Annotated in this window: 17 protein-coding genes; 9 read left to right on the top strand and 8 right to left on the bottom strand. The window is 55.3% G+C overall.

Going from position 1 to position 23,556, the window contains the following annotated elements:
* Nucleotides 1–315 precede the first annotated feature (315 nt).
* The 9 genes from arnB to CKW18_RS25040 all read left to right on the top strand — a co-directional run bounded on the left by arnB (nt 316) and on the right by CKW18_RS25040 (nt 11,884).
* Nucleotides 316–1,464, top strand: coding sequence for a UDP-4-amino-4-deoxy-L-arabinose aminotransferase (arnB, locus tag CKW18_RS25080; RefSeq protein ID WP_095191248.1), 1,149 nt, complete (start codon nt 316–318; stop codon nt 1,462–1,464).
* Nucleotides 1,461–2,486: an undecaprenyl-phosphate 4-deoxy-4-formamido-L-arabinose transferase gene (arnC, locus tag CKW18_RS25075; RefSeq protein WP_095191247.1), complete on the top strand. Its 1,026-nt coding sequence runs from the start codon at nt 1,461–1,463 to the stop codon at nt 2,484–2,486. The genes arnB and arnC overlap by 4 nt, the downstream gene beginning before the upstream one ends.
* The gene (arnA, locus tag CKW18_RS25070) at nt 2,483–4,489 is read left to right on the top strand and encodes a bifunctional UDP-4-amino-4-deoxy-L-arabinose formyltransferase/UDP-glucuronic acid oxidase ArnA (RefSeq protein ID WP_095191246.1); all 2,007 of its coding nucleotides are present in this window, start codon (nt 2,483–2,485) and stop codon (nt 4,487–4,489) included. The genes arnC and arnA overlap by 4 nt, the downstream gene beginning before the upstream one ends.
* A complete protein-coding gene (gene arnD / locus CKW18_RS25065) occupies nt 4,489–5,373 on the top strand; it encodes a 4-deoxy-4-formamido-L-arabinose-phosphoundecaprenol deformylase (RefSeq protein WP_095191245.1) in 885 nt (294 codons plus the stop codon). Before arnA ends, arnD begins: the two co-directional genes overlap by 1 nt.
* A complete protein-coding gene (gene arnT, locus CKW18_RS25060) occupies nt 5,370–7,022 on the top strand; it encodes a lipid IV(A) 4-amino-4-deoxy-L-arabinosyltransferase (RefSeq protein WP_095191244.1) in 1,653 nt (550 codons plus the stop codon). Before arnD ends, arnT begins: the two co-directional genes overlap by 4 nt.
* Nucleotides 7,019–7,363: a 4-amino-4-deoxy-L-arabinose-phosphoundecaprenol flippase subunit ArnE gene (gene arnE / locus CKW18_RS25055; RefSeq protein WP_095191243.1), complete on the top strand. Its 345-nt coding sequence runs from the start codon at nt 7,019–7,021 to the stop codon at nt 7,361–7,363. The genes arnT and arnE overlap by 4 nt, the downstream gene beginning before the upstream one ends.
* Nucleotides 7,360–7,764 carry a 4-amino-4-deoxy-L-arabinose-phosphoundecaprenol flippase subunit ArnF gene (gene arnF, locus CKW18_RS25050; protein ID WP_095191242.1) on the top strand — a complete coding sequence of 135 codons (405 nt, stop codon included), beginning with the start codon at nt 7,360–7,362 and terminating at the stop codon, nt 7,762–7,764. The genes arnE and arnF overlap by 4 nt, the downstream gene beginning before the upstream one ends.
* Nucleotides 7,761–9,140 carry a UDP-glucose/GDP-mannose dehydrogenase family protein gene (locus CKW18_RS25045; RefSeq protein ID WP_095191241.1) on the top strand — a complete coding sequence of 460 codons (1,380 nt, stop codon included), beginning with the start codon at nt 7,761–7,763 and terminating at the stop codon, nt 9,138–9,140. The genes arnF and CKW18_RS25045 overlap by 4 nt, the downstream gene beginning before the upstream one ends.
* Before the next feature lie 257 nt (nt 9,141–9,397).
* Nucleotides 9,398–11,884 (top strand): Ig-like domain-containing protein, encoded by a 2,487-nt coding sequence (locus tag CKW18_RS25040; protein WP_095191240.1) that lies wholly within the window; start codon nt 9,398–9,400, stop codon nt 11,882–11,884.
* Nucleotides 11,885–12,074: 190 nt separating this feature from the next.
* On the opposite strand, the gene CKW18_RS25035 is transcribed toward CKW18_RS25040, so the two are convergent.
* The 8 genes from CKW18_RS25035 to CKW18_RS30300 form a co-directional block, all read right to left on the bottom strand.
* Complete coding sequence (locus CKW18_RS25035) at nt 12,075–13,079, bottom strand: alkyl hydroperoxide reductase (RefSeq protein WP_177435552.1); 1,005 nt, start codon at nt 13,077–13,079, stop codon at nt 12,075–12,077.
* A 103-nt stretch (nt 13,080–13,182) separates the two neighbouring features.
* Nucleotides 13,183–14,463 (bottom strand): FISUMP domain-containing protein, encoded by a 1,281-nt coding sequence (locus tag CKW18_RS25030; RefSeq protein WP_170947320.1) that lies wholly within the window; start codon nt 14,461–14,463, stop codon nt 13,183–13,185.
* Between the two features lie 553 nt (nt 14,464–15,016).
* Entirely contained in the window at nt 15,017–16,294 is a 1,278-nt protein-coding gene (locus CKW18_RS25025; protein WP_170947319.1) for an FISUMP domain-containing protein, read from the bottom strand.
* Nucleotides 16,295–16,460: 166 nt separating this feature from the next.
* A complete protein-coding gene (locus tag CKW18_RS30690) occupies nt 16,461–16,610 on the bottom strand; it encodes a hypothetical protein (RefSeq protein ID WP_170947318.1) in 150 nt (49 codons plus the stop codon).
* A 237-nt stretch (nt 16,611–16,847) separates the two neighbouring features.
* Nucleotides 16,848–18,125 (bottom strand): FISUMP domain-containing protein, encoded by a 1,278-nt coding sequence (locus CKW18_RS25020; protein WP_170947317.1) that lies wholly within the window; start codon nt 18,123–18,125, stop codon nt 16,848–16,850.
* Nucleotides 18,126–18,477: 352 nt separating this feature from the next.
* Nucleotides 18,478–19,767 (bottom strand): FISUMP domain-containing protein, encoded by a 1,290-nt coding sequence (locus tag CKW18_RS25015; RefSeq protein ID WP_170947316.1) that lies wholly within the window; start codon nt 19,765–19,767, stop codon nt 18,478–18,480.
* A gap of 363 nt (nt 19,768–20,130) precedes the next feature.
* Nucleotides 20,131–21,420, bottom strand: coding sequence for an FISUMP domain-containing protein (locus CKW18_RS25010; RefSeq protein WP_170947315.1), 1,290 nt, complete (start codon nt 21,418–21,420; stop codon nt 20,131–20,133).
* 184 nt (nt 21,421–21,604) lie between these two features.
* Nucleotides 21,605–22,888, bottom strand: coding sequence for a hypothetical protein (locus CKW18_RS30300; RefSeq protein ID WP_170947314.1), 1,284 nt, complete (start codon nt 22,886–22,888; stop codon nt 21,605–21,607).
* Nucleotides 22,889–23,556: the final 668 nt, after the last annotated feature.

Here is a 23,556-nt window from a genome sequence, read left to right as displayed (position 1 = left end):
ACTAAAAGTGCAAAGAAAACTATATATAGAGCGACTCTTCCGTAAGACTTTTCTACTAAAAGCGCCGATAAACGGAGGAAGTCTGAACGACGGCTGTATGACTTACAGATAGACGAATAGCCGACCGTTTTTTGATGTTCCTTTCACAAAAGCGGGCATAACCTTAATGACAACAGGTTGCCCCGAAAGGCCTGCAACCCTGCCGTTCGTGGGAACAAAAGTCAATCAGGCATTCACCGACCGGTATCCCAAACCATTGAAATCACATGTTTTTCAGACAATTTGCTGAAGGATGGCTGTCGCCTCGAGGTTCTTATGAGTCAAGCGTTTCTGCCGTTTTCCCGGCCGAGTATCGGCGACGAAGAAATAACTGCCGTCGAACAAGTACTGCGTTCCGGCTGGATAACAACCGGCGCTAAATGCCAGGCACTTGAAGAACAGTTCGCCCACTATGTCGGTTGTCGCCACGCCGTAGCACTTTCATCAGCCACTGGCGGCATGCACATCACATTACTGGCCCTCGGCATCGGCCCCGGCGATGAAGTCATCACGCCGTCGCAAACCTGGGTGTCGACCGCCAACATGATCTCGCTGCTCGGCGCCAAACCGGTGTTTGTCGACGTCGACCGCGACACCCTGATGACCGACGCGGCGCGCATCGAAGCGGCCATCACCCCGCGCACCAAAGCAATTATCCCGGTGCATTACGCCGGGGCCGCGTTCGATCTCGATCCGCTGTACGCCCTGGCCGACAAGCACGGTATCGCGGTGATCGAGGACGCTGCCCACGCCGCTGGCACCCGCTACAAGGGGCGCCACATAGGTTCACAAGGCACGGCGATTTTCTCTTTCCATGCCATCAAGAACATGACCTGTGCCGAAGGCGCGATGTTCGTCACCGACAACGAAGCCCTGGCCAGCCGCGTGCGCATGCTCAAGTTTCATGGCCTCGGTGTCGACGCCTACGACCGTCTGACCGGAGGCCGCAAGCCGCAGGCACAAGTCATGGCGCCGGGTTTCAAATACAACCTGGCCGACATCAACGCCGCGACTGCGCTGGTGCAACTGGAACGCCTCGACGCGATCAACGCCCGCCGCACCGAGCTGGCCAGCGCTTATCTACAAAAGCTCGAAGGCCTGCCGGTGCAGCCACTGGCCCTGCCCGACTACGCGCAGCAACACGCCTGGCACCTGTTCATCCTGCGCATCGACAGCGAACGCTGCGGCATGGACCGCGACGCCTTCATGAAAGGTTTGCAGGATCAGGGCATCGGCACCGGTATCCACTTCATCGCCACTCACCTGCACACCTGGTATCGCCAGCGTGACCCTGATCTGTATCTGCCCGACACCGAATGGAACTCGGCGCGGCTGTGCTCGATTCCGTTGTTCCCCGACATGACCGATCAAGACCTTGATCGTGTGGTCGGCGCCATCGCCACCCTTATGGACAAACGCCCGTGAAACCTTACCCAATTCGCTGCGTGTCGATCGTCATCCCGGTCTACAACGAACAGGAGAGCCTGCCGGAACTGCTGCGCCGTACCGAAGCGGCCTGCCGGTTGCTGCGTCATGACTATGAAATCGTCCTCGTGGATGACGGCAGTCGCGACGAGTCTGCCCATCTGCTGGCAGAAGCCGCCACCCGTGAAGACAGCCCGTTCGTGGCGGTGATCCTCAACCGCAACTACGGCCAGCACGCGGCGATCATGGCCGGTTTCGAGCAATGCAAAGGCGACGTGGTGATCACCCTCGACGCCGATTTGCAGAACCCGCCGGAAGAAATCCCGCGACTGATCGCCGAAGCCGAAAAAGGTTACGACGTGGTCGGCACCGTGCGCGGCAACCGTCAGGATTCGGCCCTGCGACGCTATCCGTCGAAGCTGATCAACCTCGCCGTGCAACGCTCAACCGGCGTCGCCATGAGCGACTACGGCTGCATGCTGCGCGCTTACCGCCGCACGATCATCGACGCGATGCTCGCCTGCCGCGAACGCAGCACGTTCATCCCGATCCTGGCCAACAGCTTCGCCCGCCACACCACGGAAATCGTCGTCGCCCACGCCGAACGAGAACACGGTGATTCGAAGTACAGCCCGATGCGCCTGATCAACCTGATGTTCGACTTGATCACCTGCATGACCACCACCCCGCTGCGCTTGCTGAGCATCGTCGGTTTCACCATGGCCGGGCTCGGCCTGCTGTTTGCCTTCGCGCTGATCCTGATGCGCCTGGCTTTCGGTTCCGGCTGGGCCGGCGACGGTATGTTCGTGTTGTTCGCCGTGCTGTTCGTGTTCACCGGCGGCCAGTTCATCGGCATGGGCCTGCTCGGCGAATACCTGGGGCGCATGTACAGCGACGTGCGCGCCCGCCCGCGTTTCTTCATTGAAAAAGTCTTGCGCAGCCACGCCGTGACCCCGGCGCCTGCGGTCACCGTTGATGGTCTCTCCTCCTCTACTTCTACTACCGGTCAGGTTCTCTCATGAGTGCAAAAACTGTTGTCTTCGCTTACCACGATATTGGCTGCGCCGGCATTCAGGCCCTGCTCGACAGTGGCTATGACATTGCAGCCGTGTTCACTCACGCCGATGACCCGAAAGAAAACACTTTCTACAGCTCGGTTGCGCAACTGTGCGCCAACAAAGGCATTCCGGTACACGCCCCGGAAGACGTCAACCACCCGTTGTGGATCGAGCGCATTGGCAAACTCGACCCTGAATACATGTTCTCGTTTTACTACCGCAACCTGCTGAGCGAGCCGTTGCTGGCCCTCGCCAAAAAAGGCGCGTTCAACCTGCACGGTTCGTTGTTGCCGCGCTACCGTGGCCGGGCCCCGGCGAACTGGGTGCTGGTCAACGGTGAAAGCGAAACCGGCGTGACCTTGCACCGCATGGTCAAACGTGCCGATGCCGGCGCCATCGTCGCCCAGCAACGCGTGGCGATTGAACGCAGCGATACCGGTCTGACCCTGCACGCCAAATTGCGCACGGCTGCCAGCGATCTGTTGCGTGACGCACTGCCCGCCATGTTGCAAGGCAACGTCAGTGAAACTCCGCAAGACGAATCGAAAGCCACAGTGTTCGGCCGTCGCACCCCGGCGGACGGCAAACTGCTCTGGGCGAAACCGGCCGAGCAACTGTTCAATCTGATTCGCGCCGTGACCCAACCCTATCCGGGTGCCTTCTGCGCCGTGGGCGAGCACAAACTCATCGTCTGGAATGCCGAAGTCGTCAAGGGCAACGACGGCCAGGCCCCGGGCCGGGTGATCAGCGTCGATCCGCTGCGCATTGCCTGCGGCGAAGATTCGCTGGTGATTTTGTCGGGTCAGCGCAACGACAACGGTCTGTTCCTAAGCGGCCCGCAATTGGCCAACGAGTTGGGGCTAGTCGACGGTTCGCTGCTGCGCGGTGCCGAATCCGGCCGGGCGCCACGGCGTACTCGCGTGCTGATCCTTGGCGTCAACGGCTTTATCGGCAACCACTTGTCCGAGCGCCTGCTGCGCGATGACCGCTACGAAGTCTATGGCCTGGACATCGGTTCCGACGCCATCGACCGTCTGCGCAGCCATCCGCACTTCCACTATGTGGAAGGCGACATCAGCATTCACTCCGAGTGGATCGAGTACCACATCAAGAAGTGCGACGTGGTGCTGCCACTGGTGGCCATCGCCACGCCGATCGAGTACACGCGCAATCCGCTGCGCGTGTTCGAACTCGACTTCGAAGAAAACCTGAAACTGGTGCGCTACTGCGTCAAGTACAACAAGCGCGTGATCTTCCCGTCGACCTCCGAAGTCTATGGCATGTGCCAGGACAAGCACTTCGACGAAGACACCTCGAACCTGGTGGTCGGCCCGATCAACAAACAGCGCTGGATCTACTCGGTGTCCAAGCAGTTGCTCGACCGGGTGATCTGGGCTTATGGCGCCAAGGGCCTGAATTTCACCCTGTTCCGCCCCTTCAACTGGATGGGCCCGCGCCTTGATCGTCTGGATTCGGCGCGTATCGGCAGCTCGCGCGCCATCACCCAACTGATCCTCAACCTGGTGGAAGGCACGCCGATCCGGCTGTTCGACGGTGGTGAGCAGAAACGCTGTTTTACCGACATCACCGACGGCGTCGAAGCCCTGGCCCGGATCATCGATAACGACAACGACGTCTGCAACGGCCAGATCATCAACATCGGCAACCCGGACAACGAAGCGAGCATCCGCCAGTTGGGCGAAGAGCTGCTGCGCCAGTTCGAAGCGCATCCGTTGCGCCACAACTTCCCGCCGTTCGCCGGTTTCCGCGATGTCGAAAGCAAGGCGTTTTACGGCGCCGGTTACCAAGACGTGGAACACCGCAAACCGAGCATTGCCAACGCCAAGCGCCTGCTGGACTGGACGCCGACCGTTGAGATGCGCGAGACCATCGGCAATACCCTGGATTTCTTCCTGCGTGAAGCGATGCTCGAAATCGCGGAGCTTTCTAACAAAGAGGCTGGCTAATGCAGGCCGGCCTACGCATCGACGTCGACACCTTTCGCGGCACCCGTGAAGGTGTGCCGCGCCTGCTGGAAATCCTTGATGAAGCGCAGATCAAGGCGACGTTCTTCTTCAGTGTCGGCCCCGACAACATGGGCCGGCATCTGTGGCGCCTGATTCGCCCGCAGTTCCTCTGGAAGATGCTCCGTTCCAATGCGGCCGGCCTGTATGGCTGGGACATTCTGCTGGCCGGCACCGCGTGGCCCGGCAAGCCGATTGGCCGCGAACTCGGGCACCTGATGCGTCAGGCCCGGGACGCCGGTCATGAGGTGGGCCTGCATGCTTGGGATCACCACGGCTGGCAGGCCAATGCCGGGCGCTGGAGTGATGCGCAACTGATCGAGCAGATCCGTCAGGGCGTCGACACCTTAAGCGACATTCTCGGTGCCAACGTCGAATGCTCGGCCGCCGCCGGTTGGCGTGCCGACGAGCGTGTGATCGAGGCCAAGCAAGCTTTTGGCTTTCGCTACAACAGCGACTGCCGGGGCTCGCGGCTGTTCCGTCCGCTGTTGGCCGACGGCACGCCGGGCACGCCGCAGATCCCGGTGGACCTGCCGACCTTCGACGAAGTCGTCGGCCCCATCGTCGCGGCGCGGGACTTCAACGCCTTCATCCTCGACCACTTTCGCCCGCAGCAACTCAACGTCTACACCATTCATGCCGAAGTGGAAGGGATTCTGATGGCTGAGGACTTTCGTCAATTGCTGGCCGCTGCGCGCCTGCAAAATATTGACTTCAAACCGCTGGGCGACTTGTTGCCCGAGTTCTTCAACACCTTGCCCGTGGGTCGCGTACAACGTGGCGCGCTCGATGGCCGAGAAGGCTGGCTGGGAGTGCAAGGCGCATGACTAAACGCTGGGCATTGCCGCTGCTGTTGTTGGGTATCTGCCTGCTGGCTTACTTGCTGCCGCTCGGCAGCCATGGCTTGTGGATTCCCGACGAAACCCGCTACGCACAGATCAGCCAGAACATGCTGCTGAGCGGCAACTGGGTGTCGCCGCACTTCATGAGCCTGCGCTATTTCGAGAAGCCGATTGCCGGCTATTGGATGATTGCGTTGGGCCAAGAAGTGTTCGGGCAGAACCTGTTCGGCGTGCGTTTCGCTTCGGCATTGAGTACCGGACTGAGCGTGATGCTGTGCTTCCTGATCGCCCGGCGTTTGTGGAACGAGCCGCGCAAAAGCTTTGCCTGCGCCCTGCTCTACATGAGCTTCACCATCGTGGCCGGTCAGGCGGGTTACGCCAATCTCGATCCGCAATTCACCTTCTGGGTCAACCTGAGCCTGGTGGCGCTGTGGTTTGCCGTCGACAGCCGCACCCGCGGCAAACACATGGCAGCGTGGGCGCTGCTCGGTCTGGCCTGCGGCATGGGTTTCATGACCAAGGGCTTTCTTGCCTGGCTGCTGCCGGTGTTGATCGCATTGCCGTGGATGCTCTGGCAGAAACGCTGGCGTGAACTGCTGCTGTACGGCCCGGTGGCGATCGTCATAGCCATCCTCGTCAGCCTGCCGTGGGTGTTGGCGGTGCATGCGCAAGAACCGGACTACTGGCGCTTCTTCTTCTGGCACGAACACATTCGCCGCTTTGCCGGTGACGATGCCCAGCACGATGCACCGTGGTGGTTTTATCTGCCATTGCTGGTGGCGTTCAGTTTGCCGTGGGTTGGCTTGTTGCCGACCGCGTTCAAGCAGGCGTGGCAGACCCGCGCTCAACCGCACGTTGTGTTTCTGCTGCTGTGGCTGCTGATGCCGCTGCTGTTTTTCAGCCTGAGCAACGGCAAGCTGCCGACTTACATCCTGCCGTGCCTGCTGCCGATGGCGTTGTTGCTGGGTAACGCGCTGGCCGACCGCTTGCGTCTTGAGCAAGGCCGGGCACTGAGTATCAACGGTTTGCTGAACGTGTTGCTGGGTTTGGTGACGCTGATCGCGCTGGTGTATCTGCAACTGAAAAAACCACTCTACGACCACGAACTGCACAGCCTGGTGCTGCTGTTCATCGGCCTGATCGGCTGGGTCATAGCCAACCTGATGCAAGCCTTTCTACCGTTGCAATGCTGGGCGGCGCCAGCGCTGGGCAGCCTTCTGCTGGTCGGCGTACTCCCGGCAGCGCTGCCCAAATCGGTGGTCACCAACAAGATGCCTGACCAGTTCATTCGCCATCACGTCAAGGAGCTGGCGCAGACCACGCACTTGCTGAGTAACGACCTGGGCGCGGCTTCGGCGCTGTCCTGGCGCCTGCAACGGCCAGAGGTCGCGCTGTACAACACGATAGGCGAATTGAAATATGGCCTTGCCTATCCTGACGGCATTCAACAACGGGTCGATTCCGACCAGGTGCAACAGTGGATGCGTGAGGCCCGCCGCAGCGGTTCGGTCGGCGTGGTGATGCGCGTCAAGGGGCAGGACGAACTGGACGAAATCGACAGACTGCCAAAGGACGGCGTCCGCTTTGAGCAGGGCAATCTGGTGATCATGATTCTTCCCAAGGAGGCGTCATGAGTCTGTTGCTGCTGTTGGTCGCCTGCCTGCTGACGTGCCTGGGCCAAGTCGCGCAGAAATACGCCGTGGAGCGTTGGCGCGGTGTCGAGTCGTCCTGGGCTGAAAAACTGCGTTCGCCGTGGCTGTGGTTGGCGTTGCTGGCCCTCGGCTTGGGGCTGTTGGTCTGGCTGCTGGTGCTGCAGCGCCTGCCCGTCGGCATCGCCTACCCGATGCTCAGCCTCAACTTTGTGCTGATCACCTTGATCGCCCGTTTCGTCTTCCGTGAACCCATCGACGGTCAGCATTGGCTGGGCGTGGCGCTGGTGATCGGCGGCGTGGCTTTGCTGGGGCAACAGACATGAACCGGCGTCGTGGCATTACTTTCGCGCTCGGCAGCGTGGCGTTGGTCAGCGCTGCGCAACTGGGCATGCGCTGGAGCATGACCCGTTTGCCGACGCCCGAGCAGTGGCTGGCGATCGACAGCATCGACTTGCGCGCATTGGCGGTCGTCGTCGCGGCGATTCTGGCCTACGCCCTGTCGATGCTTTGCTGGCTCGCCGCCCTGCGCGACCTGCCGCTGGGCCGCGCCTATTCGCTGCTGAGCATCAGCTATGCGCTGGTGTACCTGCTCGCGGCCAGTCTGCCGCTGTTCAACGAATCCTTCAGTTTCACGAAATCACTGGGCGTGGCGCTGGTCATGCTTGGGGTCATCACTATCAACACGCGTCCGGCTCGTGCGCCCGAATTCAGGAGAGCTCCATGAAAATCACAGTCTTTGGCAGCGGTTATGTTGGCTTGGTGCAAGCTGCTGTGTTGGCCGAAGTCGGCCATGATGTCGTGTGCATGGACGTCGATCAGAAGAAGGTCGATCTACTCCAGCAAGGCCATGTCAGCATCTTCGAACCGGGGTTGGCCAGCCTGGTTCGTGAGGGTCTTGATTCGAAGCGCCTGCAGTTCACCACCGATGAACAACTGGCGGTGCAGCACGGTCGGGTGGCGTTTATTGCGGTGGGCACGCCGTCCCGTGAGGATGGTTCGGCGGACCTGCGTTACGTGCTCTCGGTCGGCGATGCCATCGCACGGCATCGTGAGCAGCCGCTGATTATCGTGGAGAAATCTACGGTGCCGGTGGGTACCGGCGACACCTTGCGCACGCACATCGAAAAGGCCCTGATCAAGGTCGGCCGGTTGCTGCAGTTCGATATCGTCTCCAACCCGGAGTTTCTCAAGGAAGGCTCGGCCGTCGCTGACTGCCGCCGTCCGGATCGCATTGTGATTGGTTGCGCGGGTGATGAGGTGCGCGACGTGATGCACGACCTGTATTCGCCGTTCAACCGCAACCATGACCGCATCATGTTCATGGACCTGCGCAGTGCCGAGCTGACCAAATACGCCGCCAACTGCATGCTGGCGACCAAAATCAGCTTCATCAACCAGATCGCCGAACTCGCCGAACACCTGGGCGCCGACATTGAATCGGTACGTCAGGGCATCGGTGCCGACTCGCGCATCGGTTACCACTTCATCTATCCGGGCTGCGGTTATGGCGGCTCGTGCTTCCCCAAAGACATGCGCGCCTTGATCCACAGCGCCGAAGAGGCGCATTGCTCCAGCGACTTGCTGCAAGCCGTCGAGGCGATCAACCAACGGCAGAAGCACAAGCTGTTCGAGCGCATCAACGCGTTCTACAAGGGTGACCTGCGCGGCAAGACATTCGCCCTGTGGGGCCTGGCGTTCAAACCGAACACCGACGACATGCGCGACGCGCCAAGCCGGGTGCTGCTGGAGGAGTTGTGGGCCGCTGGCGCCAGCGTGCGCGCATTCGACCCCGAAGCCATGCAGGAAACCCAGAACCTCTACCCGGACGAATCGAAACTGATGCTGATGGGCACCCCGGAATCGGTACTGCCCGGCGCCGACGCCTTGATCATCTGCACCGAATGGCAGCAGTTCAAGGCACCGGACTTCGACCTGATCAAGCAACGCCTCAACACCCCGGTGATCTTCGACGGTCGCAACCTGTACGACGCCGAACGTTTGGCGCGCAAAGGCTTCCAGTACTTCCCGATGGGGCGCGGCGAATCACGCAAACTGCCGATCCCGCTGCAACAGTGGCCGCACGCGTCTGACGTCGCCTGACGATCCCTATGTAGGAGCTGCCGCAGGCTGCGATCTTTTGATCTTGCTTTTTAAAGGCAAAGTCAAAAGATCGCAGCCTGCGGCAGCGCCTACACGGTTTTCGATCACCGTCGCCTCACGCCTGAGCGGTTGCCTAGTGGCGTTGCCTGTGCAATTCGTCGGAAAACCACCCGCACCTGTCAGATCTGACAGGTGCGTAAATCGCCATATAGCGCTCTGATAGCCCTTGCCCGTTCCACTACGCAGGAGCTCCCTTCATGACGACCTCGTCCTCGACTGACATCACCCTCTTAAGACTGTACCCGCCACAGATATTGGGCCAAACCGAACGAGTCAAGGGCGGCGCGGACATCGGCCTCTCGTTGACGGTCTCACAACTGATCACCGATGGTTTGGGCGCCCATGTCCGCATTGATCCCCCCATCAGCGGCACGCTGAATCGCGGCGACGTTGTGTTTCTATGGCTGCTTGGGGAGGTCGCTTTTTTAAGCTTCTTCACGGTCGTGGATCCGGATGCCGTCATTTGGATGCGCCTGCCCAACGGTCGTCTGGATCACGCCAGAATCAACGAGGTGATCTACACAATCGAGCGCAACAGCGCGAACATCGCCACCTCGGAACCACCGCTCAAAGTGCTGTTCAACCGCTTCCGTCCCGCCCTGAAGGATCGGCTGACCGTTCCCGATGGCCACTCCGAACTCATAATGGTTCTTTCGCCCGAACTCACCAATGGTGTGGGCGCGGATTTCGTCAAGGCAACGGTGTGCTTTTCCTACCCGTATTGCCGGGCCCATGACGTCATTACCCTCAAATGCAACGGCGAAACAATCCATTTCACAGTGGACGAAAGCCTGGCACCGCAGCCACCGAATCCCGGTTCGCCAGTACCCACCAAAGTGTGCTTCGACGTCGACCGCGCCTTTCTCGACAAAGCAAAGCGGCTGGACAACAAACTGGAATTTCGCTTCACCGTCAAGGACCAACTCCATAACACCGTTGACCCCGACGCCATCTGGTCGGGTGGACAAACCGTGGACGAAGATCTGGCTGGCACGCGCCTGCCGAGGGCGATTCTTCTGGAACAAATGGCGGATTTTCCCGGCGACGACGAGAAAACAATCGAACTGGAGAAACTCGCGGGCGGCCCCCTGCATGTGATTGTGGTGACGGCAGACAAGCGCTTTGAAGCAGGCGACAGCATTCACTTTACCTACATCGCCAAAATCCCCGGACAACCCGACGTCGTGGTGCCCCTCACCGGCACTGTCGAAGCCGACGCGTTCGGGCAGAAAAAGCCGTGCATTGTGAAGGTGGCCAACGACAAGATCCCTGCCAGCGCTTCCGTGACGGTGACGTATGAATTGCGTAGGCCGAATGGGGATCTGGTGGGCAATTCCACCCCGGCGAACGCAACGGTCACAGGCGCGGCCCCGATCCAGCTGACGCCGGTCGTACTGCTCCCGCCGGCAACCAACCCGATTGATCCGCTGAACAATTCAACAGGCGTCACGGTGCAAGCAACGTACCTGCAAGCCTTGCCGCGCGACAAGGCACTTTTGGTTGTAGCCGGTGCCACGCCATTTCTGCCAGTGACGCTCAACCCGAATAAACAAGCCGACTTCAGACTTGACGCGAAATTTCTCGCCGAGCGGCTTGGAAGTGATTCCAGAATCATTTGGCAATTGATTCGCGACGACAAGGTGATTGCCGAATCGCCGGAGTTCATACTGACTGTCAGCGCAATCAAACCTGAAGACCCACGGTTTCCGACCCCGACCATCATTGCCGTGAAGGATGACAGAACTCTGAATCTGGGCAGCTTTGCCGGTGGCACCCGGATGCTCGTGGCGCCGTGGCGCTTGATTGCCGTGGGGCAACCGTTCTGGGCCTGGTGCGAAGGCACCAACAGGAACGGCGCGACCGTGACGGAGGAAATTCATAACGGCGTACCGATCGGCAGTACCAACAACCAAGGCGGACCGGTGTCGCGTGAGTTTCTGGATAAGCTGGCGGATGGTTCGACGATCAGAGTGTATGTGGCGGTGAATTTTGATGGGGTGGTGAATCGGGCGACAAGAGTGGTGTTTCCGGTGCGCAGTTATACCGTCAAGGCGCTCTCAGAGCTCATCTTGAATACGACCCCGCTCAGACTCGACGGGTTTAACATATCGATTAAACGTACGCCGATGACATGGGTAAGAACCGGTTTCGACCCCGCAGGTACCGCTGAAAAGCGTGAAGCGACGGGTGGCTTGCCACCCTACCGCTACGAGTCTGACGATGAAAGCATTGCAACCGTCGATAACCTGGGCAAAGTCAGAAGCGAGGGAATTGGTTCGACCACTATTACTGCCAGTGACTCCGCTGGACAATCCAAGAAATTCATCGTGAGTACCGCCAACGTCATCGTCTATCTGTACACCGATTCCGTCCCCGTCACCCAGATCGCGGCGTGGGCTCAGTCGGTCGGCGGAACCGTCATCTCGACCGACACAATGCAGAACATCCACATCCCTTTCATCAGAGATAAATACGCCCGGTCAAATCCACAGACCGAAGCAGATTTTCCCTCTATCGAATACATCGGGCCCGGCCCCGGGCCGGGGCCTGATCCCGAGGATCCGCCATATCATCATTGCCAGACACTTCACGCGCTCCCACAGTCCCCTGACACGGAGGGGTTCGCACTACAGGAGACCCACTCGATCCGGTTGACCCGGCCTGTCATATGCATGAAAAAGTGAATCGCCGCATCTCACGTGCAGGTAAACATCTCGCATCGAGCTAATACGAAAGAACAGTAATTACTTCACCCGCGTTCTTGGTCAAAGAGCGCGGGTGAGGTCTGTTCTTGAGGCGTAACGGGACGAGAGCGTAAGGGCGCGAGTTCTAGCGAGTGTCAGTACTCACGTGCGGTGGAGCGGGTTTAAAGGTCTATTGGACAGAACCTGGCGTAACATCCTCAGCTTTGATCTGATCGGATGCCCCTACCCTCGGTGAAATGACCGCAATAAAGTTATCCTTGCCACCCTGACTCAGAGCGGATGCCACTATCTTGGAAAAATCGGTGTACTGCTCCGGGTCTTTAAGCTTTTTTCTGATCGCCGCAAAATCAGTAGCAAAATCCTTGGGATCATTCAAAACCTGGGTATGGATCGCTACCCATGAGGAAATCACTCCGTGCCAGTGTCCTGAGGTATACAACGTCTGCCAATCCAACTCCCTGGCAATATACTCTGCGATATTTTTGGCTTTCTCTTCTTCCGCAGGATAGATCTCTGTTCCTATGCCCTGTGTGATATTCACTATCTGAATAAACTTCTTGGCATAACCGGGATGTGTGCGGAGCGTTGTCTGAAAGTTTTTATACGCGTCAAGCTGGTTTTGATACTCTTTTTTGAAAACCGGATAGTTTTGATCCGTTTCAGGAAATGCTTTGGTCGCCTGCATCATCGCATCATGCTTTGCAAAAATTGCCTGCTGCGCTTTGTAAAGTGAATTGAGCTCCGGTATTTCCTGGTTCCCGGCGTAAACAATGTTGCTGTCATCAGGCTTGGCTTCTGTGCAGCTTACCGAAAAATCGTGTCCCGGAATCAGCATATCCAGTCCTCCACCCTCTTGGGTTCCGGTGATCAGCCAGCGGCTCATTCCGGTGTATGGCGTGTATTCCTTGGGGATTGTAAGGGTGAACTTTCCGTCCTGAGGAATCGTATCCTTAATGACCATTTTCGCTCCCGCTCCTTGGAAAAGGATGAACTCATAGGACTTCCCTTTAAAATGAGGGAAGTCCATACGGATCTCTTGGGCATGGGAATCAATGCAGACAGCTATTAATGCAAGCAGTAATGTTTTCTTCATGGAGTAGCCCCAGAGCCTTAATTGATTTTTGATGAGCGTGGTACGTGTAGAAATACGATAATTTCTGATGTCGTAAACCATGGATTGCCGAGTCATGCTGATGGTTCGACCAAACGCGCTTTGTTTTTTCCAGAGAATAGTTAGTTAAAAACCGGCGACTGGGCCGCCGGCGAATCACCAGGATCTATTCTTGAATACAGCGAATGCTTGCCCCGAATGTTCGCTGCACGACTTGGTCTAAATTCACGCCGATACCGTAGGAGTCCATCCACCCAGCAGTGCTAGATCCAGACGCAGTACTGCTCCAGTAGTCTGCGTAAGCACCTCGGCTGCGCAAGGTGCCATACGTATAATAGCGGTTGCCAGCATTAGGAAACGTCAGCTTGTGACCTCCGCCAGTGAATACTTTTGCGGATCCAAAATTAGTTGGACTACTTGTAAATGATCCCAAGTTACTTTGACTTGTAAAGTTGATCAGGCTCTGTAATTGCGAGCTTGTAGGAACGCGGAAGCCCGGAGGACATGGGTCTTCCGCCGTTTTGATAGCATCCTGCCATGCGGTGTTGGGGGCAAGGATAGTATTCCAACCGACAATTGATTCTGGGGAATCAGCATTGGCTACCGGAACAGGTCTTCCCCACTGGTATAAATTGCCATGTATCGCTTTAACAGGAACATCAGGGTCATAGCTGTAATCAGCCCCTAGGTTATGCCTCATCCAGGCCTCGGGATTACCGGGAAGAACAACCACAGGAAATACTGGATTCACCGTAATGCTAAACGCACATGATTGCTCGCCCAAGTTCACCGAAAAATTTGCAGTACCTGCAGCGATCGGTGTTCCCGTAACAGTAACCGGTATAGTGCCGTTGCCACTTGCAAGCTTACCTTCTGCAATAGCTGCGGTAAGTCCCGTTACACCTGTAGAAGCGATTTTCTGTGCAGGGTATGGAGCGCCGTTACCTGCCGTATAACTGAGGTTTTTCGTGTCGGAATAAGATCCCCCTGCTTCACCATTGGCCCAGCCAGCAGGACAGGTAAGAGCACCGACAACCGGCGACAACGCCGTTACGATTCTCACCAAATTGCACGACTGACCACCGAGGCGGATAGCAAAATTGGCCCGACCTCCTTCAGACGCAGCGCCTGCAATCCCATAGTTAACCGTTCCCGGTCCCACGGCTAAATCGCCAGCTCGTAACGTAGCCGTTAATCCCGTTACCCCTGTGGAAGTAACCACCTGCCCCGGATGTGCACCACCGTTTCCTCCAGTGTAAGAAAGCGCAGACGAAACGCCGGCAGCTGCGGTGCCGGCGGTCAAACTCCCCGTATGCGCCGCGCCGATGCAATCCAGGGTCGTAATGGTGCCGGAAGTACTTGATGAGGCGATTGCGACCTGGCCGAAAGCCACGGTACAGACGGATAACAAAAATACAATGTGGGTAATGATGCTTTTGCCAGTCATGTTCAGCGCCATTGAATTACGAGATGGAATGGCAATCGTGGACGTGGCGTGTTGGAAATGTAACTGTCAGGTTTGACAGTGTTTTAGATCGATTTCGATGGATAGGTGGACTGGTTTAGGTGTTTTGAAAATTATTCAAACGTGAAATTCTGAGGCGCACTCAAATTCAAGAAAGAATCAAGATTAAAAGATCGCAGCTTTCGACAGCTTTTGCACGGGTCATTAACCGCGACCTCGCGGTGTGAACCGATCCTTTGTAGGGGTTGCCGAAGGCTGCGATCTTTTTGCTTGGATTAACGCAGGCAACCGCGATCATGTAAATCCATCCTATTTACCTGCTGTTATGCAAGCAACAATGTTTTCTTCATGGCGTAGCCCCAGAGCCTTAATTTATTTTTGATGAGCGTGGTGCATGTAGAAATACGATAATTTCTGATGTCGTAAACCATGGATTGCCGAAACATCCTGATGATTTGACAGAACGCGCTTTGTTTTTTTTCAGAAAATAGTTAGTTAGAAACCGGCGACTGGGCCGCCGGCGAATCACCAGGATCTATTCTTGAATACAGCGAATGCTTGCCCCGAACGTTCGTTGGGGTTGGCCTATGTACGTACCGATATCGTAGGAGTCCAGCCACCAGGCAGAGTAAGGTCCTGCCGCAGTACTGCTCCAGTAATCCGCGTAGCCACCCCGTAGAGACAAGTAGCCATTCAAATAATAGCGATTACCAGCATTTGGCAATGTCAGTTTGTTACCTCCTCCAGTAAATACTTTGGCGGATCCAAAATTGGTTGGACTATTTGTAAAGGATCCCAATTTACTTTGACTTGTAAAGTTGATCAGGTTCTGCAATTGCGAGATTGTAGGAACGCGGAAGCCCGCAGGACATGGGTCTTCCGTCGTCTTGATTGCATCCTGCCATGGGAAGCCGGGAGCAGGGATAGTATTCCAATCGCCAATTGTTTCTGGGGAATCAGCATTGGCTACAGGAACAGGTCTTCCCCACTGGTATAAGTTGCCATGTATCGCCTTAACAGGAACATCTGGATCATTGCTGTAATTAGCCCCGAGATTATGCCTCATCCAGGCCTGTGGATTTCCGGGAAGAACAACGACAGGAATAGCAGGATTTACCGTAATGCTAAACGCACATGATTGCCCGCCAAAGCTCACTGCAAAATGTGCTGTACCTGCTGCGATCGGTGTTCCCGTTACGGTAACCGGTATAGTGCCGCTGCCACTTGCAAGATCCCCCTCTGCAATAGCTGCGGTAAGTCCCGTTACACCCGTAGAAGCGATTTTCTGTGCAGGGTACGGAGCACCGTTACCTGCCGTATAACTCAGGTTTTGCGTCTCGGAATAAGATCCCCCTGCTTTACCATTGGCCCAGCCAGCAGGACAGGTAAGAGCACCGACAATCGGCGACAACGTCGTTACGATTCTTACCAAATTGCACGACTGGCCACTGAGGCGGATAGCAAAATTGGCCCGACCTCCTTCAGACGCATCGCCTGTAATCCCATAGATAACCGTTCCCGGCCCCACGGCTAAATCGCCAGCTCGTAACGTAGCCGTTAATCCCGTTACCCCTGTGGAAGTAACCACCTGCCCCGGATGTGCTCCGCCGTTTCCTCCGGAGTAAGAGATCGCAGACGAAACGCCGACAGCAGCGGTTCCGGCGGTCAAACTCCCCGTATGCGCCGCGCCGATGCAGTCCAGGGTCGTAATAGTACCGGGATTATTCGAGGAGGCTATTGCGACCTGTCCGTAAGACACGGCACAGAGCGAGAGCAAAAATAAAATGTGGGGGGTGATGCTTTTGCCAGTCATGTTCAGCGCCATTGAATTACAAAGGGGAACGGCAATCGTGGACGTGGCGTGTTGGAAATGTAACTGTCAGGTTTGACAGTTTTTTAGATCGATTTCGATGAATAGGTGGACTGGTTTAGGTGTTTTGAAAATTATTCTAACGTGGAATTCTGAGGCGCACTCAAATTCAAGAAAGAATCACGATTAAAAGATCGCAGCTTTCGACAGCTTTTGCACGGATCATTAACCGCGACATCGCGGCGTGAACCGATCCTGTGTAGGAGTTGCCGAAGGCTGCGATCTTTTTGCTTGGATTAACGCAGGCAGCCGCGATCATGTAAATCCATCCTGGTTACCAGCTATTAATGCAAGCAATAATGTTTTCTTCATGGAGTAGCCCCAGAACCTTAATTTATCTTTGATGAGCGTGGCGCATGTAGAAATACGATAATTTCTGATGTCGTAAACCATGGATTGCCGAATCATGCTGATGGTTCGACAAAACGCGCTTTGTTTTTTCCAGAGAATAGTTAGTTAAAAACCGGCGGCTGGGCCGCCGGCGAATCACCAGGATCTATTCTTGAATACAGCGAATGCTTGCCCCGAATGTTCGTTGAGGTTGGTCTATGTACGTACCGAATACGTAGGAGTCCAGCCACCAGGCAGTGTAGGGTCCAGCCGCAGTACTGCTCCAGTAATCCGCGTAGCCACCCCGTAGAGACAAGTAGCCATTCAAATAATAGCGATTACCAGCATTTGGCAATGTCAGTTTGTTACCTCCTCCAGTAAATACTTTGGCGGATCCAAAATTGGTTGGACTATTTGTAAAGGATCCCAATTTACTTTGACTTGTAAAGTTGATCAGGTTCTGCAATTGCGAGATTGTAGGAACGCGGAAGCCGGCAGGACATGGGTCTTCCGCCGTCTTGATTGCATCCTGCCATGGGAAGCCGGGAGCAGGGATAGTATTCCAATCGCCAATTGTTTCTGGGGAATCAGCATTGGCTACAGGAACAGGTCTTCCCCACTGGTATAAGTTGCCATGTATCGCTTTAACAGGAACATCTGGATCAGAGCTGTAATTAGCCCCGAGATTATGCCTCATCCAGGCCTCGGGATTACCGGGAAGAACAACCACAGGAAATGCAGAATTTACCGTAATGCTAAACGCACATGTTTGCCCGCCCAAGTTCACCGAAAAATTTGCTGTACCTGCTGCGATCGGTGTTCCTGTAACAGTAACCGGTATAGTGCCGCTGCCACTTGCAAGCTTACCTTCTGCTATAGCTGCATTAAGTCCCGTTACACCTGTAGAAGCGATTTTCTGTGCAGGGTACGGAGTACCGTTACCTGCCGTATAACTCAGGTTTTGCGTCTCGGAATAAGATCCCCCTGCTTTACCGTTGGCCCAGCCAGAAGGACAGGTAAGAGCACCGACAACCGGCGACAACGCCGTTACGATTCTTACCAGATTGCACGACTGACCACCGAGGCTGATAACAAAATTGGCCCGACCTCCTTCGGACGCTGCGCCTGCAATCCCATAGTTAACCGTTCCCGGTCCCACGGCTAAATCGCCAGCTCGTAACGTAGCCGTTAATCCCGTTACCCCTGTGGAAGTAACCACCTGCCCCGGATGTGCTCCGCCGTTTCCTCCAGTGTAAGAAAGCGCAGACGAAACGCCGGCAGCAACGGTTCCGGCGGTCAAACTACCCGTATGCGCCGCGCCGATGCAGTCCAGGGTCGTAATAGTACCGGGATTATTCGAGGAGGCTATTGCGACCTGGCCGAAAGCCACGGTGCAGACGGAGAGTAAAAATAAAATGTGGGTAATGATGCTTTTGCCAGTCATGTTCAGCGCCATTGAATTACAAAGGGGAGCGGCAATCGTGTACGTGGCCTATTGGGAATGTAACTGTCAGGTTTGACAGTTTTTTAGATTGATTTCGATGGGTGAGTACAGTGGCTGAGGTGTTTGGGGACATAAGGCTAATGTCAAATGCCGAACCGAACAAACTCACGCAAAAATCAAGTTCAAAAGATCGCAGTCCTCAGCAGCTGCACGAAGGTTAAGAACCGCGACATCTTGGTGTGAACCAATGCTGTGTAGGAACTACCGCTGGCTGCGATCTTTTGCAGTCGATAGGTGGATACCAGACGCGATCAAATAGATTCGTCCCACCCACTTCATTTACCGATAAGACTCAAAAGGAATCCTCTGAAATACAACGAACGCTCATGCCGTAGCCGCGGTGGGTGTTGATGTCGGTCCTTATAGTGCCGCGAGAGAGGTTGAGATAATAACCCTGATTACTGCTCCAGTAGTACGCGTTGTAGCCACGGTTTAGAAGGCTGCCATTCGAATAGAAGTCGCGAAGGCCGGCGATAGGAAATGTCAATTTATTAGCTCCACTACCAAATACCTTTGCAGATCCGAAATTGGTAGGGTCCCCATGGGGAGGAGCCCATGTTCCCAGATTGCTTGCAGTGTTGTTATTCACTAAATGAAACCATTGAAGGTGCCGAGGAACTCGGAAGCCAATAGGGCAAGGGTCGTTCGCCGTTTTAGTACTATCCTGCCATGCGCTGTCAGGAGCAGGGGTAGGATTCCAGCCGCTAATCGGACCCGCAGGCGTATTGGCATGAGCTACGGGAACGAGTCTTCCCGACTGATAATAGTTTCCATTGATCTCCTTAACAGGTTTATCAGGATCGAGGCGGTAATCAGCCCCTAGGTTATGCCTCATCCAAGCCTCGGGATTTCCGGGAAGAACAACCACAGGAAATGCTGGATTCACCGTAATGCTAAACGCACATGTTTGCCCGCCCAAGTTCACTGCAAAATTTGCTGTACCTGCTGCGATCGGTGTTCCTGTAACAGTAACCGGTATAGTGCCGCTGCCACTTGTAAGCTTACCTTCTGCAATCGCTGCGGTAAGTCCCGTTACACCTGTAGAAGCGATTTTCTGTGCAGGGTATGGAGCGCCGTTACCTGCCGTATAACTGATGTTTCTCGTCTCGGAATAAGACACCCCTGCTTTACCGTTGGCCCAACCAGCAGGACAGGTAAGAGCACCGACAACCGGCGACAGCGCCGTTACGATTCTTACCAACGTACATGACTGGCCACCGAGGCTGATAACAAAATTGGCCCGACCTCCTTCGGACGCAGCGCCTGTAATCCCAGAGATAACCGTTCCCGGTCCCACGGCTAAATCGCCAGCTAGTAAGGTAGCCGTTAATCCCGTTACCCCTGTGGAGCTGACCACCTGCCCCGGATGTGTTCCGCCGTTTCCTCCGGTGTAAGAGATCGCAGATGAAACGCCGACAGCACCGGTGCCGGCGGTCAAACTCCCCGTATGCGCTGCGCCGATGCAGTCCAGGGTCGTAATAGTACCGGGAGTGTTCGAGGAGGCTATTGCGACCTGGCCGAAAGCCACGGTGCAGACGGAGAGTAAAAATACAATGTGGGTAATGATGCTTTTGCCAGTCATATTCAGCGCCATTCAATTATAAAGGGGAATGGCAATCGTGGACGTGGCCTATTGGGAATGTAACTGTCAGGTTTGACAGTTTTTTAGATTGATTTCGATGGATGAGTACAGCGGCTGAGTTGTTTGGGGAAATAAGGCTAATGCCGAACCGAACAAACTCACGCAAAAACCACGATCAAAAGAGCGTATCCTTCGGCAGTTCCTACACGGCACAGGTTAATGTCACGATGTCGCGGTGAACCAGTCTCCTGTAGGGACTGCCAAAGGCTGCGATCTTTTGCAGCAATTTGGCATACGGCGGTCACGATAGCCCCTTTTACCAAACAACCTGGGCAACGGTTAAACAAAAACCCCAAACAAAATCTACTCTGAAATACAGCGAATACTAAATCCGTGTGTGCGGAGGTAGTTGTTCACAGATATTCTGGTACTGTCAAAACTCAAGTAAGAAGCGTTGATGGTAGCGTCATGAGTACTGCTCCAATAATACCCGTTGTTGCCGCGACCATACAGTGTGCCATTCGTGTGGTAGCGGTCGCCTGGGGTAGGCAAGGTAATCCTGTTAGCGCCATCGGCATATACCTTAGCAGCACTAAAGTTGGTAGGAGAGCCCCCAGCGCCTGTCCATGTTCCTATATTGCTTGGCTTGATACTGTTGATCAGATTATTAAGTTGCACAGCAGTTGGAACACGAAAACCGGGAGGACATGGATCGTTGGCTGTTTTAACACTATCTTGCCATGCACCGTTAGAAGGAAGGGTGGTGTTCCACCCCGGAATCGGCCTATCAGAATTATCTGTATCGGCTACTGCGGCAAGCCTGCCCCACTGGTAATACTTGCCATGTATCTCCTTGACTGGTACATCAGGATCATAGCTGTAATTAGCCCCCAGATTATGCCTCATCCAGGCCTCGGGATTACCGGGAAGAACAACCACAGGAAATGCAGAATTTACCGCAATGCTAAACGCACATGATTGCCCGCCCAAGCTCACCGAAAAATTTGCTGTACCTGCAGCGATCGGTGTTCCTGTAACAGTAACCGGTATAGTGCCGTTGCCACTTGCAAGCTTACCTTCTGCTATAGCTGCACTAAGCCCCGTTACACCTGTAGAAGCGATTTTCTGTGCAGGGTACGGAGCACCGTTACCTGCCGTATAACTCAGGTTTTGCGTCTCGGAATAAGATCCCCCTGCTTTACCGTTGGCCCAGCCAGCAGGACAGGTAAGAGCACCGACAACCGGCGATAACGCCGTTACGATTCTCACCAAATTGCACGACTGTCCTCCGAGACGGATAGCAAAATTGGCCCGACCTCCTTCAGACGCAGCGCCTGTAACCCCATAGATAACCGTTCCCGGCCCCACGGCTAAATCGCCTGCTCGTAAGGTAGCCGTTAGTCCCGTTACCCCTGTGGAAGTAATCGCCTGCCCCGGATGTGTTCCGCCGTTTCCTCCGGTGTAAGAGATCGCAGACGAAACGCCGACAGCACCGGTGCCGGCGGTCAAACTCCCCGTATGCGCCGCTCCGATGCAGTCCAGGGTCGTAATGGTGCCGGGAGTGTTCGATGAGGCTATTGCGACCTGTCCGTAAGCCACGGTACAGAAGGAGAGCAAAAATACAATGTGGGTAATGATGCTTTTGCCAGTCATGTTCAGCGCCATTGAATTACAAAGGGGAACGGCAATCGTGGACGTGGCGTGTTGGGAATGTAACTGTCAGGTTTGACAGTTTTTTAGATCAATTTCGCTGAATGAAAAGACGAATCGAGGTTTTTAGTGAATTACGCTGACATGCAACACACATTCACTATACAAACATTAAGTTCGCCAGTGGCTATTCTGAAATGCAACGAATGTTAAAGCCAAAAGTACGGTCGCCCGGGTACACGCCCACGATGTTAATATCGAAATTCAAGTAGTAGGAATTGACAGCGTTGTATTGAGTACTGCTCCAATAGGCTCCACTGTATCCACGAAAACCAAGAAGAGATCCATTCGTGTAAGCACGACCGCCTGTGGTAGGTAAAGTAATCTTATTACCACCACCTACAAGCACCTTAGCAGATCCAAAGTTAATCGCCGATTCTGTGAAGGCTCCTATGTTGCTTGATGTATTACTATTGATCAGATTTGTAAATTTTATAAGTGTGGGGATGCGAAAACCCGAAGGGCATGGATCCTTCGCTGTTTTAGCTTCATCCTGCCAAGCAGCGTCACGAGCAGGGGTGTTATTCCAGCCCGGAATTGGTCCTGTAGGAGTACTGGCATCGGCTACAGGAACGGGTCTCCCCCACTGGTAATAGCTCCCATGGATGCCCTGAACAGGGACATCAGGATCAAGACTCTCATCAGCCCCTAAATTATGTGTCATCCAGGCCTCGGGATTACCGGGAAGCACCACTACAGGAATTGCAGGATTTACCGTAATGCTAAACGCACATGATTGCCCGCCAAAGCTCACTGCAAAATGTGCTGTACCTGCTGCGATCGGTGTTCCCGTTACGGTAACCGGTATAGTGCCGCTGCCACTTGCAAGATCCCCCTCTGCAATAGCTGCGGTAAGTCCCGTTACACCCGTAGAAGCGATTTTCTGTGCAGGGTACGGAGCACCGTTACCTGCCGTATAACTCAGCTTTTGCGTCTCGGAATAAGATCCCCCTGCTTTACCATTGGCCCAGCCAGCAGGACAGGTAAGAGCACCGACAACCGGCGACAACGTCGTTACGATTCTTACCAAATTGCACGACTGGCCACTGAGGCGGATAGCAAAATTGGCCCGACCTCCTTCAGACGCATCGCCTGTAATCCCATAGATAACCGTTCCCGGCCCCACGGCTAAATCGCCTGCTCGTAACGTAGCCGTTAATCCCGTTACCCCTGTGGAGCTGACCACCTGCCCCGGATGTGTTCCGCCGTTTCCTCCGGTGTAAGAGATCGCAGATGAAACGCCGACAGCACCGGTGCCGGCGGTCAACCTACCCGTATGCGCCGCGCCGATGCAGTCCAGGGTCGTAATGGTGCCGGTAGTACTTGATGAGGCTATTGCTGCCTGTCCGTAAGCCACGGTACAGAGGGAGAGCAAAAATACAATGTGGGTAATGATGCTTTTGCCAGTCATGTTCAGCGCCATTGGATTACAAAGGGGAATGGCAATCGTGTACGTGGCCTATTGAGAATGTAACTGTCAGGTTTGACAGTTTTTTAGATCGATTTTATCGGGTGGGAGTGCTGGTCGGCGTGTTATGGAAATTATGCTGACGTGAAATACCGAGCCGTGCGAAGTAAGGGAGCGCATTTATTTAATCGTTCTTGCGGTGTGTCATTCAGCATCATTGCTGACTGACCCACCGCTTTCGCGAGCAGGCTCACTCCTACAGGGGATGGTGGTAATGGCTCAAGGGTTGTGGCGGTTGACTGCCCTGCCCGCGCTCCCTATCCTCGCGCCTTTCACGACTCATTCGTGATCGGGTTTGACGGCTCGGAAAGTCCAAGATGCACATTGCTCTCCAATGTGTGCGTGCACTCGTGTGCCCGACGCACTGCTCAATGGTGACTGTGTGCGGGGCATCTTCGGGTGCGCCGGGTATCTTGGACCGGTCCGTCAACCTGCACACAGTTGCCACCTATTCGTTTGACGGCGATGAAGTGGTAGTTCTCTGGGGAGTGTCATTAATTTTGTGTTCGGGCATAACATGCTGCAGAGGTGCATGTATGCCAACCAAAAAGAAACCGGCCCGTGAGGCCAAGCGTGACCTTCCGTCCATTCCAAAAGAGCTGATCGACCAG

Source organism: Pseudomonas sp. Irchel 3E19 (assembly GCF_900187585.1).
In the GTDB taxonomy this organism is placed as follows: Bacteria; Pseudomonadota; Gammaproteobacteria; order Pseudomonadales; family Pseudomonadaceae; genus Aquipseudomonas; species Aquipseudomonas baetica.
The sequence above is the reverse complement of the archived record's forward strand: the minus strand, read 5'-3'. Positions and strand labels throughout refer to the sequence as shown.

What these genes read in the sequence shown, in the direction of transcription:
- CKW18_RS25040 (WP_095191240.1), top strand. Translation starts at nt 9,398, where the DNA reads ATGACGACCTCGTCCTCGACTGACATCACCCTCTTAAGACTGTACCCG.
- CKW18_RS25010 (WP_170947315.1), bottom strand. Translation starts at nt 21,420, where the DNA reads ATGACTGGCAAAAGCATCATTACCCACATTGTATTTTTGCTCTCCTTC.
- CKW18_RS25030 (WP_170947320.1), bottom strand. Translation starts at nt 14,463, where the DNA reads ATGACTGGCAAAAGCATCATTACCCACATTGTATTTTTGTTATCCGTC.
- arnT (WP_095191244.1), top strand. Translation starts at nt 5,370, where the DNA reads ATGACTAAACGCTGGGCATTGCCGCTGCTGTTGTTGGGTATCTGCCTG.
- CKW18_RS25025 (WP_170947319.1), bottom strand. Translation starts at nt 16,294, where the DNA reads ATGACTGGCAAAAGCATCACCCCCCACATTTTATTTTTGCTCTCGCTC.
- CKW18_RS25015 (WP_170947316.1), bottom strand. Translation starts at nt 19,767, where the DNA reads ATGACTGGCAAAAGCATCATTACCCACATTGTATTTTTACTCTCCGTC.
- arnB (WP_095191248.1), top strand. Translation starts at nt 316, where the DNA reads ATGAGTCAAGCGTTTCTGCCGTTTTCCCGGCCGAGTATCGGCGACGAA.
- CKW18_RS30300 (WP_170947314.1), bottom strand. Translation starts at nt 22,888, where the DNA reads ATGACTGGCAAAAGCATCATTACCCACATTGTATTTTTGCTCTCCCTC.
- arnF (WP_095191242.1), top strand. Translation starts at nt 7,360, where the DNA reads ATGAACCGGCGTCGTGGCATTACTTTCGCGCTCGGCAGCGTGGCGTTG.
- arnA (WP_095191246.1), top strand. Translation starts at nt 2,483, where the DNA reads ATGAGTGCAAAAACTGTTGTCTTCGCTTACCACGATATTGGCTGCGCC.
- CKW18_RS25045 (WP_095191241.1), top strand. Translation starts at nt 7,761, where the DNA reads ATGAAAATCACAGTCTTTGGCAGCGGTTATGTTGGCTTGGTGCAAGCT.
- arnD (WP_095191245.1), top strand. Translation starts at nt 4,489, where the DNA reads ATGCAGGCCGGCCTACGCATCGACGTCGACACCTTTCGCGGCACCCGT.
- arnE (WP_095191243.1), top strand. Translation starts at nt 7,019, where the DNA reads ATGAGTCTGTTGCTGCTGTTGGTCGCCTGCCTGCTGACGTGCCTGGGC.
- CKW18_RS25035 (WP_177435552.1), bottom strand. Translation starts at nt 13,079, where the DNA reads ATGGTTTACGACATCAGAAATTATCGTATTTCTACACGTACCACGCTC.
- CKW18_RS25020 (WP_170947317.1), bottom strand. Translation starts at nt 18,125, where the DNA reads ATGACTGGCAAAAGCATCATTACCCACATTTTATTTTTACTCTCCGTC.
- CKW18_RS30690 (WP_170947318.1), bottom strand. Translation starts at nt 16,610, where the DNA reads ATGATCGCGGCTGCCTGCGTTAATCCAAGCAAAAAGATCGCAGCCTTC.